The sequence below is a fragment of the Bradyrhizobium sp. SZCCHNRI3052 genome (assembly GCF_032484895.1).
Lineage (GTDB): Bacteria > Pseudomonadota > Alphaproteobacteria > Rhizobiales > Xanthobacteraceae > Bradyrhizobium.
On the sequence record NZ_JAUETW010000004.1, the window covers coordinates 380,665 to 395,885 of the forward strand.

The window sequence follows — 15,221 nt, forward strand, 5'->3', positions numbered from 1 at the left end:
ATGCGCATCGACGCCATCCCGATCGGGAAAGATCCGCCGCGCGAGGTCAACGTCGTCATCGAAGTGCCGGTCGGCGGCGAGCCGATCAAGTACGAGCTAGACAAGGAAGCCGGCACGCTGTTCGTCGACCGCTTCCTCTATACGGCGATGCGCTACCCCGGCAATTACGGCTTCATCCCGCACACGCTGTCCAATGACGGCGACCCCTGCGACGTGCTGGTCGCCAACACGCGCGCGATCGTGCCCGGCGCGGTCATGAGCGTGCGCCCAGTCGGCGTGCTGCTGATGGAGGACGAGGCTGGCGGCGATGAGAAGATCATCGCGGTGCCGTCCTCGAAGCTGACCCAGCGCTACGACAAGGTCCGCACCTATTCGGACCTGCCGGACATCACGCTGCAGCAGATCCGGCACTTCTACGAGCACTACAAGGATCTCGAGCCCGGCAAATGGGTGAAGGTGCTGCGTTGGGGCAATGCCGACGACGCCCACCAGTTGATTGCCGAGGGCATCGCCCGCGCCAAGGCGGCGAAGAAGTAGGGCGCGCGGAAGCTCCAAACGCAGCGCTTCGCGGCTCCAGGCGATGGACTTTCGAGTCCGCTCCGAGCAGTTTCACGGCGTCGCAGATAGGATCTGCGGCGCCGTCTCGTCTTGGAGCGTTCTGCAATGCGCCGCCTGCTCAGGTCCCTTCGATACCTTGGTCTTCTCATCCTGGCGGCAGGCGCGGCGCTCGTCGCGGTCGTGCTGGTCAACATGTTTCGCCATGGCTCCCGGCAGCTCGATGTCGCGGCGCTGCCGAAGATCAGCATCGATGCCGAGGCTGCGGCGCAGCGGCTCGCGGCGGCGGTTCGTTTTCGCACGATTTCGAGCTCCGACGATCCCGAGCTGAATGCCGATGCCTTCGCGGCGCTCAAGGCCCATATCGAGGCAAGCTTCCCGGCCTTTCATGCGGCCGCGACACAGGAGGTCGTGGCCGGGCACAGCCTGCTGTACCGGTGGAAGGGCTCGGATGCGGCGGCCAGGCCGATTGCGCTGCTGGCCCATCAGGATGTGGTGCCGGTCGCGCCGGGCACCGAGCCCGACTGGGCCGTGCCGCCGTTTGCCGGCGTCGTCAAAGACGGCTTCGTCTGGGGCCGCGGCGCCTGGGACGACAAGGGCAATCTGTATGCGATGCTGGAGGCGGCCGAGGCGCTGATCAAGGCCGGCTTCAAGCCGAAGCGCACGATCTATTTCGCCTTCGGTCACGACGAGGAGGTCGGCGGCACCCGGGGGGCCAAGGCCATCTCGGCCGTCCTCGCCGCCCGCAACGTCCGGCTGGACTTCGTCATCGATGAGGGCCTGCTGATCTCGGAGGGCGGCGTCAAGGGCCTCGACAAGCCGGCGGCACTGGTCGGTGTTGCCGAGAAGGGCTATGCGAGCCTGGTGCTGACGGCCAAGGCCACCCCGGGGCATTCCTCGATGCCGCCGCGGGACACCGCGATCGGCATGATGAGTGCGGCGCTGGCGAAGCTCGAGGCCAACCGGCTGCCGATGCGCATCGACGGCACGGTCGGCGAGATGTTCGATACGCTGGCGCCGGAAATGACCGGCATCAACCGCGCCGTGCTGTCCAATCTCTGGCTGACCAAACCGCTGCTGTTCGGCGAGTTCGCCAAGAGCGGTCCGGCCGAAGCGATGGTCCGTACGACGACCGCGCTGACCATCTTCAACGCGGGCGACAAGGACAACGTGCTGCCGGGCAACGCCTCCGCCACCGTGAATTTCCGGCTGCTGCCGGGGGACACCGAGGCGGGCATCATCGACCACGTCAGGCAGACCGTGGCCAACGACCGCATCTCGATCACGTCCTTGCGCGGCAACCACGAGCCCCCGCCGGTCACCTCGACCGCCGGACCGTCCTATCAGCTCGTGAACCGGACCATTCGCGAGATCTTCAGCGACGCGGTGGTGGCGCCCGGCCTGATGGTCGCCGGCACCGATTCGAGCCACTATGCGGGCATTACCGACAGCATCTTCCGCTTCTCGCCGCTGCGCGCGACGACGGAGGATCTCAAGCGCTTCCACGGCACCAATGAGCGGCTGTCGGTCGAGGGCTATGCCGACATGATCCGCTTCTATCGGCGGCTGCTGGAAGCCGCCGCGAGCCCGGCCTAGACGGCCGGTTTCGGCAGCCCGGCGATCGCGCAGGCGGCGCGCAGCGTGTTCACCAGAAGGCAGGCCACCGTCATCTGGCCGACGCCGCCGGGCACCGGCGTGATCGCGCCGGCGACCTCCGCCACCTCGGCATAGGCGACGTCGCCGACCAGCTTCGTCTTGCCGTCAGCCGTTGGGATACGGTTGATGCCGACGTCGATCACGGTCGCGCCCGGCTTGATCCAGTCGCGCTTCACCATCTCCGCGCGGCCCACGGCGGCGTAGACCAGATCGGCGCGCGCGGTCAGCGCCGGCAGGTCGCGCGAGCGCGAATGCGCGATCGTCACCGTGGCGTTCTCGTTGAGCAGGAGCTGGACCAGCGGACGGCCGACCAGGTTCGAGCGGCCGATCACGATCGCGTTCATGCCCTCCAGCGAGCCATGCACGGTCTTGCTGAGGATGATGCAGCCGAGCGGCGTGCACGGCGCCAGCGCCTGCTGGCCGCCGGCGAGGCGGCCGGCATTGTGCGGATGCAGCCCGTCGACGTCCTTGGCCGGATCGATCGCATTGATCACGACTTCGGTCTCCAGCCCCTTCGGCAGCGGCAGCTGCACCAGAATGCCGTGTACGGCGGGATCGCGGTTGAGCTTGCCGATCAAGGCCAGCAGCTTGTCCTGCGACACGTCAGCCGGCAGCTTGTGCTCGAACGAGGCCATGCCGGCCGCCTGGGTCTGGGTATGCTTGCTGCGGACATAGACCTCGGACGCCGGATCGTTGCCGACCAGCACCACGGCGAGGCCTGGTGTCAGGCCATGGTCGCGCTTGACCCGCTCGACCTCACGGGCGACCTGCGCGCGCAGGTCGGCTGCAATGATCTTTCCGTCGATGATGCGCGCGGTCATTTTGCTCTATCCTCGGTTCAAAGGCTGTTTCATCGAGCAAGACGCTGGCCGCGTGCTCCCACCCTCCCCTGGAGGGGGAGGGTCTATCGCACGCGAAGCGGGCGAGCGGGGTGGGGTGAAGCCACGGATGCCGGTACCGGTGGAGAGATCACCCCACCCCGCCTCACGCTCGCTTCGCTCACCGTGAGGCGACCCTCCCCCTCCAGGGGAGGGTGAAGATCGCCGCTTGCGAAGCCGAAAGGCCTCGGCTCGCGCTTCTTGCGTCTATTCTCGTTGTTTCCGGGTCGGCTTATGGGCTGCAAGGAGGTCGCGCAAGGCCTGATCGAGCGCGGACGGATCGCCGTCGATGGCGACCTGTTTTAGCCGTGAGGTGGTGCCAGAGGTGATTCGCACCGAGGCCTTGGTGACGCCGATCGCCTTGGCGAGCAGCTCTGTCACCGCGCGATTCGCCTCGCCGCCATCCGCGATGGCCCGGACGCGGACCTTGAGCACGCTGCGGCCGTCGGACAGCGTTTCGACGCCGTCGATCGCGTCGCGGCCGCCGCGCGGCGTCACACGCAGCGCGACGGTGAGACCGTCAGCGGCGGCGCGCCAGGGGTCCATGGCGAACGGCGAGGCGGTCAGAACACGAATGGATAGATGTAGTAGGTGATCACCCGCTGAATCAGCATGATGATGAGGATCAGGATGATCGGCGAGATGTCGAGGCCGCCGAGATTGGGCAGCATGCGCCGGATCGGCGCCAGCACCGGCTCGGTGATTCGGTACAGGAACTCGGCCACGGCGGAGACGAACTGATTGCGCGTGTTGACGACGTTGAAGGCGATCAGCCACGACAGAATCGCCGAGGCGATCAGCAGCCAGACATAGAGGTCGAGAACGATCAGAACGATGTCGAGAACGGCACGCATGCGGGTCCACTCGGGGGGCGAGGTCGCGAATTCGACCTGTGACGACCGGTAGATATCGGTTCCCCCCGGCGCAAACAAGGGAAGGTGCCCGTCAAGGCTAACGGGCGATGTGACCGTTCTTGACTTGACCTCGGCACCCACTGTAAATGGCGCCCGATCTGCCGGCTGCCTTTTCCCAACATCGAGGCGGTCGTGTTACGGGGCCATAGCTCAGCTGGGAGAGCGCGTCGTTCGCAATGACGAGGTCGGCGGTTCGATCCCGCCTGGCTCCACCAACCTTCGCTCGCGTCGCGAGCTTCGGCTCGGCAAGCCGCTTCGGCAAATGAATAGCGAAGCGTGCGAAGGTTGCCGCGCCAGAGCCCGAAGGGCGACGGCGGGCTGAATGACAAAGATTCCCAACAATCGACTGACCAGGACGCCCGTCCTACTCCGCCGCCTCGGCCATCGCCGCCACCGGCTCGCGCATAAGCCAGCCATCCAGAAACTGCGCCAGCCACGCTCGCTCGGCCGCATCGTGCACGGCGCGGCCCTCGAAATGATGGTGGCGCAGACGGGCGCCGGGTGTGTCCAGCCGGGCATGACCGCGCGTGGTCCAGCGGCACATCATCGCGTAGGTCACGTCGGGGTGGAACTGTAGCCCGGTGGCGTTCTGGTATTGATAGGCCTGCACCGGAAAGTCGCCGCCCTCGGCGAGCAGCTCCGCGCCATCGGGCAGATCGAAGCCCTCGCGGTGCCAGTGATAGACGTGATCGGGCCAATGCGGGCACAGCTTGCGCCCGGCCCGGGTCGGGCGGATCGGATAATAGCCGATCTCGGCGCGCCCCTCTGGATGCGGCGCAACCGCGGCGCCGAGCTGGATCGCCAGCATCTGCGCGCCCAGGCAGATCCCGAGAAACGGACGCTGCTCCCGCAGCGGCACCTCGACCCAGTCGATCTCGCGGCGGACGAAGTCGTCCGGATCGTTCGCGCTCATCGGACCGCCGAAAATAACGGCACCCGCATGCTCATCGAGAGTCTCCGGCAGCGGATCGCCGAACCGCGGCCGGCGGATGTCGAGCGGATAGCCGCGGGCGCGCAGCGCATTGCCGACCCGGCCGGGGCTCGACGTTTCCTGGTGCAGGATGATGAGGACGGGCCGCTGCGGCGCAGCCGCCATGGCCGGCTTGGGATGGAGCTGCCGAACGTCGGCCTGGGGCCCGTTCGGATGGAGCGAAGGGTCTTGCCTGAGCATCACCTGGCGATCATAGCTAAGCAAAGGTTAACGGCGCGTGAGCGAGCGCACATTGCAAAGCAAGCGCCGGGCCAGCGCGATCAGGTCCGCTTCAGCTGCAGCCGGCCGACCGCGGCGAGGATGAAGCCGCGCGGGAACCAGCGCAGCATGAACGGCACGATCTTGATGCCGAGCCCGGGCAGCACCACGCGCTTGTCGGCCATCAGGCCGCGATAGCCGGCTTCCGCCACCGCCTTGGGCGAGACGTTGAGGATCACCGAATCCACGCCCGGCTTGAAGCCGGCGCGGTCCTGGAATTCCGACGGCACCGGACCGGGACACAGCACCGTGACCCGGACGCCATGCGGCGCCAGCTCCTTGCGCAACGCCTCGGTGAACGAGATCACATACGCCTTGGAGGCGTAATAGACGGCCATGCCGGGACCCGGCAGGAACCCGGCCACAGAGCCCAGATTGAGGATGCCGCCCTTGTTGCGGATCAGCTGCTCGGAAAAGCGCAGCGACAGCTCGGTCAGGGCGCGAACGTTCACGGAAATCATGTCGAGCTGCTCGGTGCGGTCGAGCTGTACCGCCTTGCCGAACAGGCCGAAGCCGGCGTTGTTGACGAGATATTCCAGCTCCAGGCCGGCAGCCGACAGCGCAGCCTCGATGGTCGCGCCGGCGTCGGCGGAGGTGAGGTCACAGGGGATCACCAGCGGCGCCGGGCCGCCCTTGGCGGCGATCTCCTGGGCCAGCGCCGCGAGCCGGTCTTCGCGCCGGGCCGTCAATGCGAGCCGGTGCCCGTTCGCGGCAAATACGCGCGCCAACTCGCTGCCGATCCCGGCCGAGGCACCCGTTACGAGCGTGACACGTTCACCCACGATCCTGCTCTTCGATCACAATCCGCACATCATCCAATCGCGGCGGACGAGAGCATAGCGGGACGGGAACATGCAAGACACCGTGCTCCATGGCCTTGCGCGGGATTGCGGCAATAGCCTCAGATTCACATGGGTTTACATGAACGGGGGGGTTCGGAAACAAAATTAAAGTTTGTTCATCTCCGCATGAAGTCGGTTCCGCCCGGAGCCAGGCGGTTCAAGCAGGGGCGCCGGACTTCCGCGACGCCACCCGGTGCTTCAGGTCGACGCGGTCATGCGTGGAGATGCCGAGCAGCTCGGAGGCGCGCCAGACCACATTGTCCTCGAACTCCGTCACCTTGCCGTCGGCAAAGACCAGCTCCCACATCATCTCGACGATGCGCAGGCGGCCGGCTTCGTCGACCTCGCGCATGATCACGCTGGTGAAGCGATAGAGATCGACGGCGTCGCCCTCCGCCAGCATGGCCTGGGCGATCAGCCGGTCGGCGCTGCCGGGGTCGAGCCCGAAGCGCAGCTCGATCAGGCCGTGCAGCTTGCGCCGTTCGATCTCGCTCGGCTCGCCGTCCAGCGAGATGACGTGGATCAGCAGCGCCGTCGCCGCGAGCTGATAGCCATTGTCGTCGAACGCCGGGGTCTCGTGCGGCGAAACGACGTCGGCGATGAATTGGCGCAATCCTTCGAGCATGGCGTCCTTTCGTTGTCAGATCCGTAGTGGACCGCAAACCGGCCGGCGACTGCTCATTATATGCGAATGCCACGCTGCGCCGGCAATCCGCTGCGACCTTCGGGCTGCATGACATTTCGGTAAGGCTCAGGGGATTTCGTACACCATCATGCGGTCGGCGATGCCGCGCAGCGCCGCGTGCTTCTGAATTGGCGCGATCTTCGCGCCCCGCAGGATGTCGGCGACGCCGGGGCTCTCGATCACGGGCGCGGTGAGATGGATCTCCTGCGCGGTCGACAGGCTCTGCACGCGGGCGGCGATGTTGACGGTCTGGCCGAAATAGTCCTGGCGGTCGTTCAGCATCACCGCGAGACACGGCCCCTCGTGGATGCCGATCTTGACCACGAGGTCCTCGGTGCCGCGCTCGGCATTGAGCCGCTGCATCGCCGCGCGCATGCGCAGGCCGGCGGCGAGCGCATGCTCGGGCTTGACGAAGGTCGCCATCACGGCGTCGCCGATCGTCTTCACCACCGCGCCCTTCTCGGCGTTGATGATCTCCAGCAGCGCGCGGAAATGGGCGCGCACCAGGTCGAAGGCCGCGAGATCGCCGACACGCTCATACAGCGCGGTCGAGCTCTTGAGGTCGGTGAACAGGAAGGTCAGCGAGGTGATCTTCAGCCGCTGGTCGATGTTGAGATTGTCCGCCTTGAACACGTCGCGGAAGGTCTGGTTGGATAATATGCGCTTGGCGGTCAGGAAAGGCCGGCGCTTGCCAAGGAGATGGTGGAGCGCATCGCCGGCAACGAAGACGGTCGGCAGCGTCCGTACGCCGGCCTGATTGTCGAGCGCCAGTCGCAGCGGGCCTGGACGCAACGTGATCGATCCGGTCGGAGGATGCGCCCTGTTGAATAGTAGTCCGAGCTGCTGGCGTTCCCTGGTGGGCTCGCCCTGAACGTCGATGAAATGCGCAGAATGCGTCACCGGTTCGAAGATGATGATGAAATCGGATGGGAGCTGCAGCGAGAGCACGGCTTTTTCACCGGCTGGCAGCTCGAGCGCATCAAGCGTCACTTCTTCGCTGAGCGAGGCAAAAGTCTCCCGGTCGAGGTCGATCCCGGAACTCCAGAAGACCTGCTTGTAATACTCCCAGAGCGGCAGCGTGTTCGGATCGTGAGCGGCGATGCTCCTGACCTTGGAGCTCACGGTGAAAGCAACTTCGACCTGCTCGTCGATGGAAGGCTCGTAGCCGCAAGCGCATAGTCCGCAATGGTAATCGTCATGGCGGAGAGATTTCAGCGTGGCGTGCGCATCCAGCACGCCGCTGCAGCCAGGACAGAGCACGTTCCAAGTCAGATCGAACAAGCCGATCCGTGCAGCATGCAGGAACCCGGAAATAACCCGTTCTTCATCGAGACCGGCGCGCGCCGAGAACTCCAGGGCATTGATACGGTTGAGTTCGTGATCTTCACCCGCCTCAATCAACCGTGTGATCGCGTCCGCAACGGCCGGATCGGCGGTCTGCTTCAGAACCGAAAGCTGGGCCTGGATGTCGCTCATGGCGTGCTAAGATGGTGCCTAGCAAACCCACAAGCAAGAGACGAAGCGATGGCCCGGCCGCCGCCGGGATCAGACGCCCGCCCTGGGCGTGAGCTTGAACAGCGGCGAGCGATCCGGCTGGGTCGTGACCACGCCGACCGGCATCACGGGTGCGGCGTCGAGCATTTCGATGTCGAAGGCCGCCACCAGCCGTGCCAGCGCCAGCACCGCCTCGGTCAGGGCGAAATGAGCCCCGATGCAGACCCGCGCGCCCGCTCCGAACGGCAGATAGGCGAAGCGCTCCGGCGGCGGCGCACCCGGCATGAATCGTTCGGGCTTGAAGGCGTTGGGCGCATCCCACAGCTTCTCGTGCCGGTGCAGCAGCCACGGCGAGATCAGCACGACGTCGCCGCGCCTCACCTGGAACGCGGCGATCCGGTCGGGGCCGCTGGCTGCGCGCGCGATCAGGAACGCGGGCGGATAGAGCCGCAATGTCTCGTCCAGCACGGCGCGCGTGAACGGCAGTTGATCCGGATCGCTGAGATCGGTTGCGGCGCGGGCCTCCTGCGCGAGCTTGTACTGATTGGCCGGGTCGAGCGCGATCAGATACAGCGCCCAGAACAGCGCCGTTGCCGTGGTCTCGTGGCCGGCGAGGATCATGGTCGCGACCTCGTCGGCGAGTTGTGCATCGGTGAACGCCGCGCCGGTCTCGGGATCGCGTGCCGCGCCCATCAGGTCGAACAGGTCGCGCGGCGGTGCGTCCTCCAGCTTGCCGGCGGCGCGGCGCTCGGCCATCAGCATGGCGACGAAACCGGTCCAGCGCTTGCGGAACCGCCGGCGCGCGAAGTCGCGCGGCGTCGGCCAGGACAGCGGCAGCACGATGTCCAGCAGATGCGGGCTGGCCAGCCGCGCGCCATACTCGTAGACGAAATCGCGCAGGGTGGCACCATGGCGGCCCATCTCGAACGAGAACATCGTGCGGCCGGCGATGTCGAGCGTCATGCGCTGCATGATCTCGCGCAGGTCGAGCGCCTGCCCGCATTGCTGCTTCAGCCTGGCGACGGTCTCGTCGCTCACCGCGACCATGTGCGGGATGAGGCCGGAAACGGCGCGTGGCGTGAACGCCGGCGCGAGCGTCCGGCGCTGGTGCTTCCACGCCTTGCCTTCCGCGATCAGCAGCCCCTCGCCGAGCACCGGACGCAGCACGCGGATGGCGCCGACGGTGCGGGCGTAGTTCTCCCAATTGTCGACCAGCACGTGCTTGATCGTGTCGGGCGTATTGAGAATGTAGCTGGAGCTGCCGAAGAAGCGGCCGCGAATGATGTCGTCCTCATAGGCGCGCTGGCTCCAGGTCGCGATCGCGTTGTCGCCCATCATCAGCACGCGGCGCAGCGCGCCCATGCTGTCAGGCGCCCGCGGCGGTGTCGGCGGTATCAGCGGCAATCGTGCCTGCGGCAGATAATGGACGTCGGCGGTACTCATTCACGGCCTCTCGACGCTGTCACGAGCCTGGAACCACCGATCGGCTGCATCGCGAGCAACCGAGCCTCGGTTGCGGGGCCGCAACGGGCCGTCGCGCAACGACGGCCTTCTGCCAGAGGTAACTCTGTCGTCCCGCTCACAAGCGAGAGGGGCGCGCTTCCGCCCTCTCCGAGGCTATGATGTATCATCATACTCCAGCAACTAATTAGTCAGCTCGATCACCGCAATCCTGCTCTCCGATGCTGGCCAAAGACGGGCGGTGATGCGTTCCTCGTTGAACAGTCCGATGACGCTGCGTCCGACGTCGCCCGCAGGCAGCCGCAATGTCGTTGCCGCATCGGTCGGTATTCCCTTCTGTACGTCGGTTGGTTCCTTGCCGTCGAGCAGCACGATGTCGCGGGGCAGGCCGAAATAGCCGCGCGGCCTGATCATGATGAGAATCGCTCCGGCGCCGGCATCGGCCTGGCCGAGCGGCCGCGCCGCGCGCAGATGCACGACGTCGGACGAGCGCGGGAACGGCGAGCGGTAGAAGTGCGTGACCGGCGCGCCCGGCGAGGTCAGGACGATCTCGAGATAGGACGTCGGATCGACCTCCGCGGGACCCCAGCGCCCGTCGGCGCCGGTCTGGCCGCGATAGACAGGCTCGCCATTGCGTGCGCCGGTCTCGCTCGAGACGCGATAGACCTCCACGCTTGCGCCCGCGACCGGGCGATTGGTCGGCGCGCCGCCCGGCGTTCCCGTCACCAGACCGCTGAGCCGCACCTGCTGCTCGGGCTGGATCGCGATCTGCGTCGGCTCACGGCCGGCGATGAATTTGTAGATCTCGCGGAACGCGCGCGGGTGGAACGCGACCTCGCGATGGTCGAGCGCGCCGATCACGAGATTGGTTGCGCCCTTCAGCGCCGGCCCTTCGGACGTGATCCCGGTCGGCACGCCGGGCTTGCCGACCAGGCGGCCGTCGGCCTGGGCGTATTTGTCGAGCCCGTCGCTGCGCAGCGTCAGGAAGGCGGTGCCCTCGGTCACCTCGGTGTCGCCGGCATTCAGTCCGCGCAGGAACGGGCCGCGGCCGTTGAACTCGCTGCCGGGGCTGTCATCCCAGTCGAACACGCCATGATTGGGCGTTCCGCACAGCACGGCGTGGCTGACATCGGCGCCGCCGCCGTTCTTCACGACGTTGCGGATCGCATTGCCGCCACGCGAACTGCCGACCAGCGCGACGCGCGCAGCGCCCGTGCGCTCCTTCAGTGCCTTGATGGCCTCGGCGAGTTCGCGGCGCTGATCGTCGGTCGACGAGCGGTTCGGCTGCGCCACGGCGTCGTCGTTGCGCGCCAGCGGGTCGGTGAAGTTGAGCGCAGCGAGACGCGTGCGCGGCACGCCGTTGGATTCCATCCGCCACAGCGTGGTCATCCACAATGCCGCGTGGTCGCCATTGCCGTGCACGAACAGGACCGGAGGGATGTCGCCCACCGTCGTTGCCGCCGCGCTCTGGGCGCGTACCGGTAAGGGCAGACCGCTGGTGAGCAAGGGAAGGGTTCCCATTCCCTGCAAAATGTTGCGGCGCGTCAGCTTCATCGGCGGTCTCCCTTTGGTCTCATTCATTTGTGTTCGTTGGCCGCGATCCCCGATGCCGGCCTTTGCAGGCAGCACTGGACAGCGGCGGACATTCGCAGGCATCACATAGGTCCAGCTGGAATCAAGCGATAGTTCGATGCGAGCTTCAAGGCGAACTGGCGACGTGGACGGACCCGCATGAATGCGCCGCAGAAACGTGAGCTGTTCGCCGCCGAAGGCATCGCCGCGCCGCTGCGGCACGCGGTGTTCCGCCGCATCTGGCTGGCGAGCCTGCTGTCGAACCTGGGCCTGCTGATCCAGGCGGTCGGCGCCGCCTGGGCGATGACGCAGATGACGTCGTCGGCCGACAAGGTTGCGCTGGTGCAGACCGCCTTGATGCTGCCGGTGATGTTCATCTCGATGCCGGCCGGCGCCATCGCCGACATGTATGACCGGCGCATCGTCGCGCTGGTCGCGCTCGCCGTGGCGCTCGGCGGCGCCACCACGTTGACGGTGCTGGCATGGTACGGCCTGGTGACGCCGGAGCGCCTGCTCGCGCTGTGCTTCGTCATCGGCAGCGGCATGGCGCTGATGGGGCCGGCCTGGCAATCCTCCGTCAGCGAGCAGGTGCCGCCGGAGACGCTGCCGGCCGCGGTCGCGCTGAACGGCATCAGCTACAACATCGCGCGCAGCTTCGGTCCGGCGATCGGCGGCGTCGTGGTCGCGGCCGCCGGCGCGGTCGCCGCGTTCGCGGCCAATGCGCTGCTGTATCTGCCGCTGCTCGCGGCATTGTTCCTGTGGCGGCGCGTGGTCGAGCCGAGCCGGCTGCCGCGCGAGCCGCTCAACCGCGCCATCGTCTCCGGCGTCCGCTACATCGTCCATTCGCCGTCGATCCGGATCGTGCTGATCCGCACGCTGGTCACTGGCATCATCGGCGGCTCGATCTCGGCGCTGATGCCGCTGGTCGCGCGCGACCTGCTGCATGGCGGCGCGCAGACCTACGGCATCATGCTCGGCGCCTTCGGCATGGGCGCGGTGGTCGGCGCGCTCAACATCGGCGAGATCAGGAAACGGCTGTCTGGTGAGGCCGCGATCCGCACCTGCGCGCTCACCTTGGGCGCGGCCACCGCGGCCGTCGCGCTCAGCACCGCGCCGGTCCTGACGGCGGCGGCGCTCGTCATCGCCGGTGCGGTGTGGATGCTGGCGGTGGCGCTGTTCAACATCGGCGTGCAGCTTTCGGCACCCCGCTGGGTCGCGGGCCGCGCACTGGCGGCATTTCAGGCCGCGATCTCCGGCGGCATCGCGATCGGCAGTTGGGGTTGGGGGCGTCTCACCGACGCCGCCGGCGTCGAGGTCGCGCTGCTCGCGTCGGGAGCGCTGATGATGGTGTCGCCGCTGCTCGGCCTGTGGCTGCGGATGCCGCCGATCGGGGCCCGCAACGAGGACGGCGAGACCTTGGCCGATCCGGAGGTGCAGCTCGAGCTGACGCCGCGCTCGGGGCCGCTGGTGGTCGAGATCGAGTACCGCGTCGCTGAAGACAATGCCCGCGCGTTTCACGACCTGATGCAGGACGTGCAGCTCAGCCGCCAGCGCAACGGCGCCTATGGCTGGTCGATCGCGCGCGACATCGCCGACCCCGAATTATGGACCGAGCGCTATCACTGCCCGACCTGGATCGACTATCTGCGTCAGCGCAACCGCTCGACCCGCGCCGAGCGCGAGCTGCACAAGCGCGCGATCGACTTCCACATCGGCACCGACCCGGTGCGCATCCGCCGCATGCTGGAACGCCCGTTCGGCTCGGTCCGGGCCAGGGACGACATCGACCGCACCGCCGAGCAGGCGCCTGCTGTCGCCTCGGCGGCTCGCAGCGGGCCGTAGCTCCGGACCATCTGCACTGAGCAGGCGCTTACTGCCCGTGCTCGGTCAGCACCTTCTCGCAAGCCTTCGACAGCTTGGCCCGATGCTCCTTGAGACAGGCCAGCACCGCCTGATCGCCGTTGTTCATCACCGCGCGGCAATACCGCGAGACGTCGCGCGCGCAGGCATCCTGGCCGGGCTGCTGCTGGGCTGAGGCCGTCGACGCCAACAGGACCAGAGGGATAATCAGAGAGAGTTTGTTCATGACTGGCGCCTCGCTCCCGGGACTGAACGTTTGGCGGCGCTTTTAGTGGTCGCAACCGGCCGTCGCAAGCGCCTCGGTCGCAGCCGGGGTGCGCAGGCGGGAGCCGGAAGCGCTCTCAATTGGCCTCGTTGGCATCCGCGACCTTGCCGCTGCGCTTGGACATCTCGCGGTCGAGCACGACGCGGCAGCCGGAGCTGAGCGACGAGCGGTTCTTGATCATGCAGGCGGTGATCGCCGGGATGTTCGGGATCTCGCTGCTGCACAGGCGGAACGCGTCGCCGGTGCACATCTGCTGCGCCTCGGCGCTGAAGGCGAAGCTTGCCGTCGAGGAGAAGGTCGAGACGGCTGCGACGCTGGCGGCCGCCAGAGCGGCCTTGCGCAGGAGATTGAAGGACTTCGTCATGGCTGGCTCCCATTGGCGCCGCATGTTGGCGGGGCCGCGTGTTTCAATGCGTCCATCATGGCGGGATGCCCTGTTGGCAACCGTGATGCGGGTCACGCCAGATCCGGCGGCTCAACCCTGGCCGGCAGTTTCGGCAGGCCGATGGCCGCGGCGCCATGTCGCTCCGGTGAACGGCCGCTTCGGTGCGGGCATCATCCTGGAAATCTTGTCCGATCCTGGTCGTGTTGGCACCGCGTTAAGGAATCGTTGGCACTAATGGAAGCTAATTGAAGGAGGCGGACAGCGTTGCGTCCGCCATCGAGTGTCTCGCGTTTTCGGGAAGAGTAACCATGCGTAATGCGTTAGGCTTGCTGCTGGCCACCGTCGTCGCGGCGTTGGCGATCACCGGTGTCTGGTACTACGTATCGAAGCCCAGCGCCGCCAAGGCCGCCGCGCAGAGCGCAGCGGCGAAGCCGTCCGAGCCGGCGCCGCCTCCGGCGCGCGTCGCCGCCAAGGCCAGCTCGAAGGACGATGTCGAGACGACCGGTACCGTCTCCACGCGTATGGCGGCAAGCGCGCCGGCGCCCGTGCAGCCCAAATCGACCTGCGCCAATCCGGACGCGCTCGGCATCTCCCGCACCGTCATGGTCGACACCACCGGCGGCCCCGGTTTCGGCCTCGACCATTTCAAGCAGTTCGACTTCCTCGCCGACCACGAGGTGGTGCTGACCTTCGACGACGGCCCGTGGCCGGTCAACACGCCGGCGGTGCTGAAGGCGCTGGCCGACGAATGCACCACCGGCATCTTCTTCACCATCGGCAAGCATGCGACCTATCATCCGGAGATCCTGCGCCAGGTGCTGGCCGCCGGTCACGTCGTCGGCGTTCATACCTGGTCGCACGCCAATCTGAACGGCAAGAAGATGACCGACGAGACGGCGAAGGAGGAGCTCGAGAAGGGTTTCAGCGCTGTCAAGTTCGCGCTCGGCACCAACCCGGCGCCGTTCTTCCGCTTCCCGCAACTGCAGCACCGGTCCTCTGCCGTGGCCTATCTCGGCAGCCGCAATGTCGCGATGTTCTCCTGCGACGTCGACAGCTTCGACTTCCGCTCCAAGGATGCCGACCAGGTCGTCAACACCGTGATGACCGGGCTCGACAAGAAGGGCAAGGGCATCATCCTGATGCACGACTTCCAGAAGAACACTGCGCTGGCGCTGCCGACCCTGCTGCGGCGGCTCAAGGCCGGCGGCTACAAGGTGGTCGCGATGAAGCCGAAGGGCACGCTCGACACGCTGCCGGAATATGACGCGATGATCGGCCAGGATCCGAAGCTGCCGACGACAATGACCAATGCGCGGCCGATCTCGAGCGTGATCCAGACCATCTCGCAGTGATGCCTCGCTGCAGGGTCTCCTCGCGCGAAAGGCCGGGCATTCGCCCGGCCTTC

The 15,221-nt window shown here is 66.9% G+C and carries 15 protein-coding genes and 1 tRNA gene; 5 read left to right on the top strand and 11 right to left on the bottom strand.

The annotated features are described in order from the left end of the window. Both ppa and QW887_RS15375 read left to right on the top strand, forming a co-directional pair. The gene (gene ppa / locus QW887_RS15370) at window positions 1-537 is read left to right on the top strand and encodes an inorganic diphosphatase (protein ID WP_315716738.1); all 537 of its coding nucleotides are present in this window, start codon (window positions 1-3) and stop codon (window positions 535-537) included. Window positions 538-663: 126 nt separating this feature from the next. Continuing rightward, window positions 664-2,151, top strand: a complete 1,488-nt coding sequence (locus QW887_RS15375) for a M20 family peptidase (RefSeq protein ID WP_316194676.1) — start codon at window positions 664-666, stop codon at window positions 2,149-2,151. On the opposite strand, the gene folD is transcribed toward QW887_RS15375, so the two are convergent. From folD to QW887_RS15390, 3 genes are all read right to left on the bottom strand, one after another. Further along, window positions 2,148-3,032, bottom strand: a complete 885-nt coding sequence (gene folD, locus QW887_RS15380) for a bifunctional methylenetetrahydrofolate dehydrogenase/methenyltetrahydrofolate cyclohydrolase FolD (RefSeq protein ID WP_315716736.1) — start codon at window positions 3,030-3,032, stop codon at window positions 2,148-2,150. The two genes, QW887_RS15375 and folD, sit on opposite strands and share 4 nt — an antisense overlap. A 264-nt stretch (window positions 3,033-3,296) precedes the next feature. Next, window positions 3,297-3,635: a DUF167 domain-containing protein gene (locus tag QW887_RS15385; RefSeq protein ID WP_315716735.1), complete on the bottom strand. Its 339-nt coding sequence runs from the start codon at window positions 3,633-3,635 to the stop codon at window positions 3,297-3,299. Window positions 3,636-3,652: 17 nt separating this feature from the next. After that, the gene (locus QW887_RS15390; RefSeq protein WP_315716734.1) at window positions 3,653-3,943 is read right to left on the bottom strand and encodes a YggT family protein; all 291 of its coding nucleotides are present in this window, start codon (window positions 3,941-3,943) and stop codon (window positions 3,653-3,655) included. Between the two features lie 199 nt (window positions 3,944-4,142). Here QW887_RS15390 and QW887_RS15395 point away from each other — a divergent pair. Beyond that, window positions 4,143-4,218, top strand: a tRNA-Ala gene (locus QW887_RS15395). Window positions 4,219-4,367: 149 nt separating this feature from the next. Here the strand turns inward: QW887_RS15395 and QW887_RS15400 are convergent. The 6 genes from QW887_RS15400 to QW887_RS15425 all read right to left on the bottom strand — a co-directional run bounded on the left by QW887_RS15400 (window position 4,368) and on the right by QW887_RS15425 (window position 11,288). Continuing rightward, window positions 4,368-5,174 carry a glutamine amidotransferase gene (locus QW887_RS15400; protein WP_315716733.1) on the bottom strand — a complete coding sequence of 269 codons (807 nt, stop codon included), beginning with the start codon at window positions 5,172-5,174 and terminating at the stop codon, window positions 4,368-4,370. An 80-nt stretch (window positions 5,175-5,254) separates the two neighbouring features. After that, the gene (locus QW887_RS15405; RefSeq protein WP_315716732.1) at window positions 5,255-6,034 is read right to left on the bottom strand and encodes an SDR family oxidoreductase; all 780 of its coding nucleotides are present in this window, start codon (window positions 6,032-6,034) and stop codon (window positions 5,255-5,257) included. A 217-nt stretch (window positions 6,035-6,251) separates the two neighbouring features. Continuing rightward, complete coding sequence (locus tag QW887_RS15410) at window positions 6,252-6,719, bottom strand: TerB family tellurite resistance protein (protein ID WP_315716731.1); 468 nt, start codon at window positions 6,717-6,719, stop codon at window positions 6,252-6,254. Between the two features lie 126 nt (window positions 6,720-6,845). Further along, window positions 6,846-8,255, bottom strand: a complete 1,410-nt coding sequence (locus tag QW887_RS15415) for an adenylate/guanylate cyclase domain-containing protein (protein ID WP_316166436.1) — start codon at window positions 8,253-8,255, stop codon at window positions 6,846-6,848. Window positions 8,256-8,324: 69 nt separating this feature from the next. Continuing rightward, window positions 8,325-9,716 carry a cytochrome P450 gene (locus QW887_RS15420; RefSeq protein ID WP_316173433.1) on the bottom strand — a complete coding sequence of 464 codons (1,392 nt, stop codon included), beginning with the start codon at window positions 9,714-9,716 and terminating at the stop codon, window positions 8,325-8,327. Between the two features lie 201 nt (window positions 9,717-9,917). After that, window positions 9,918-11,288: a hydrolase gene (locus tag QW887_RS15425; RefSeq protein WP_316173432.1), complete on the bottom strand. Its 1,371-nt coding sequence runs from the start codon at window positions 11,286-11,288 to the stop codon at window positions 9,918-9,920. A 177-nt stretch (window positions 11,289-11,465) separates the two neighbouring features. Here QW887_RS15425 and QW887_RS15430 point away from each other — a divergent pair, with 177 nt between their 5' ends. Further along, complete coding sequence (locus QW887_RS15430; RefSeq protein ID WP_316173431.1) at window positions 11,466-13,148, top strand: MFS transporter; 1,683 nt, start codon at window positions 11,466-11,468, stop codon at window positions 13,146-13,148. A 28-nt stretch (window positions 13,149-13,176) separates the two neighbouring features. Here the strand turns inward: QW887_RS15430 and QW887_RS15435 are convergent, their stop codons facing one another. Then, on the bottom strand, window positions 13,177-13,392 hold the full coding sequence (locus tag QW887_RS15435; RefSeq protein ID WP_316173429.1) for a hypothetical protein: 216 nt from the start codon (window positions 13,390-13,392) through the stop codon (window positions 13,177-13,179). Window positions 13,393-13,507: 115 nt separating this feature from the next. Beyond that, entirely contained in the window at window positions 13,508-13,795 is a 288-nt protein-coding gene (locus QW887_RS15440; RefSeq protein ID WP_316169979.1) for a hypothetical protein, read from the bottom strand. Between the two features lie 329 nt (window positions 13,796-14,124). Here QW887_RS15440 and QW887_RS15445 point away from each other — a divergent pair, with 329 nt between their 5' ends. Beyond that, window positions 14,125-15,168 carry a polysaccharide deacetylase family protein gene (locus tag QW887_RS15445; protein WP_315716724.1) on the top strand — a complete coding sequence of 348 codons (1,044 nt, stop codon included), beginning with the start codon at window positions 14,125-14,127 and terminating at the stop codon, window positions 15,166-15,168. Window positions 15,169-15,221: the final 53 nt, after the last annotated feature.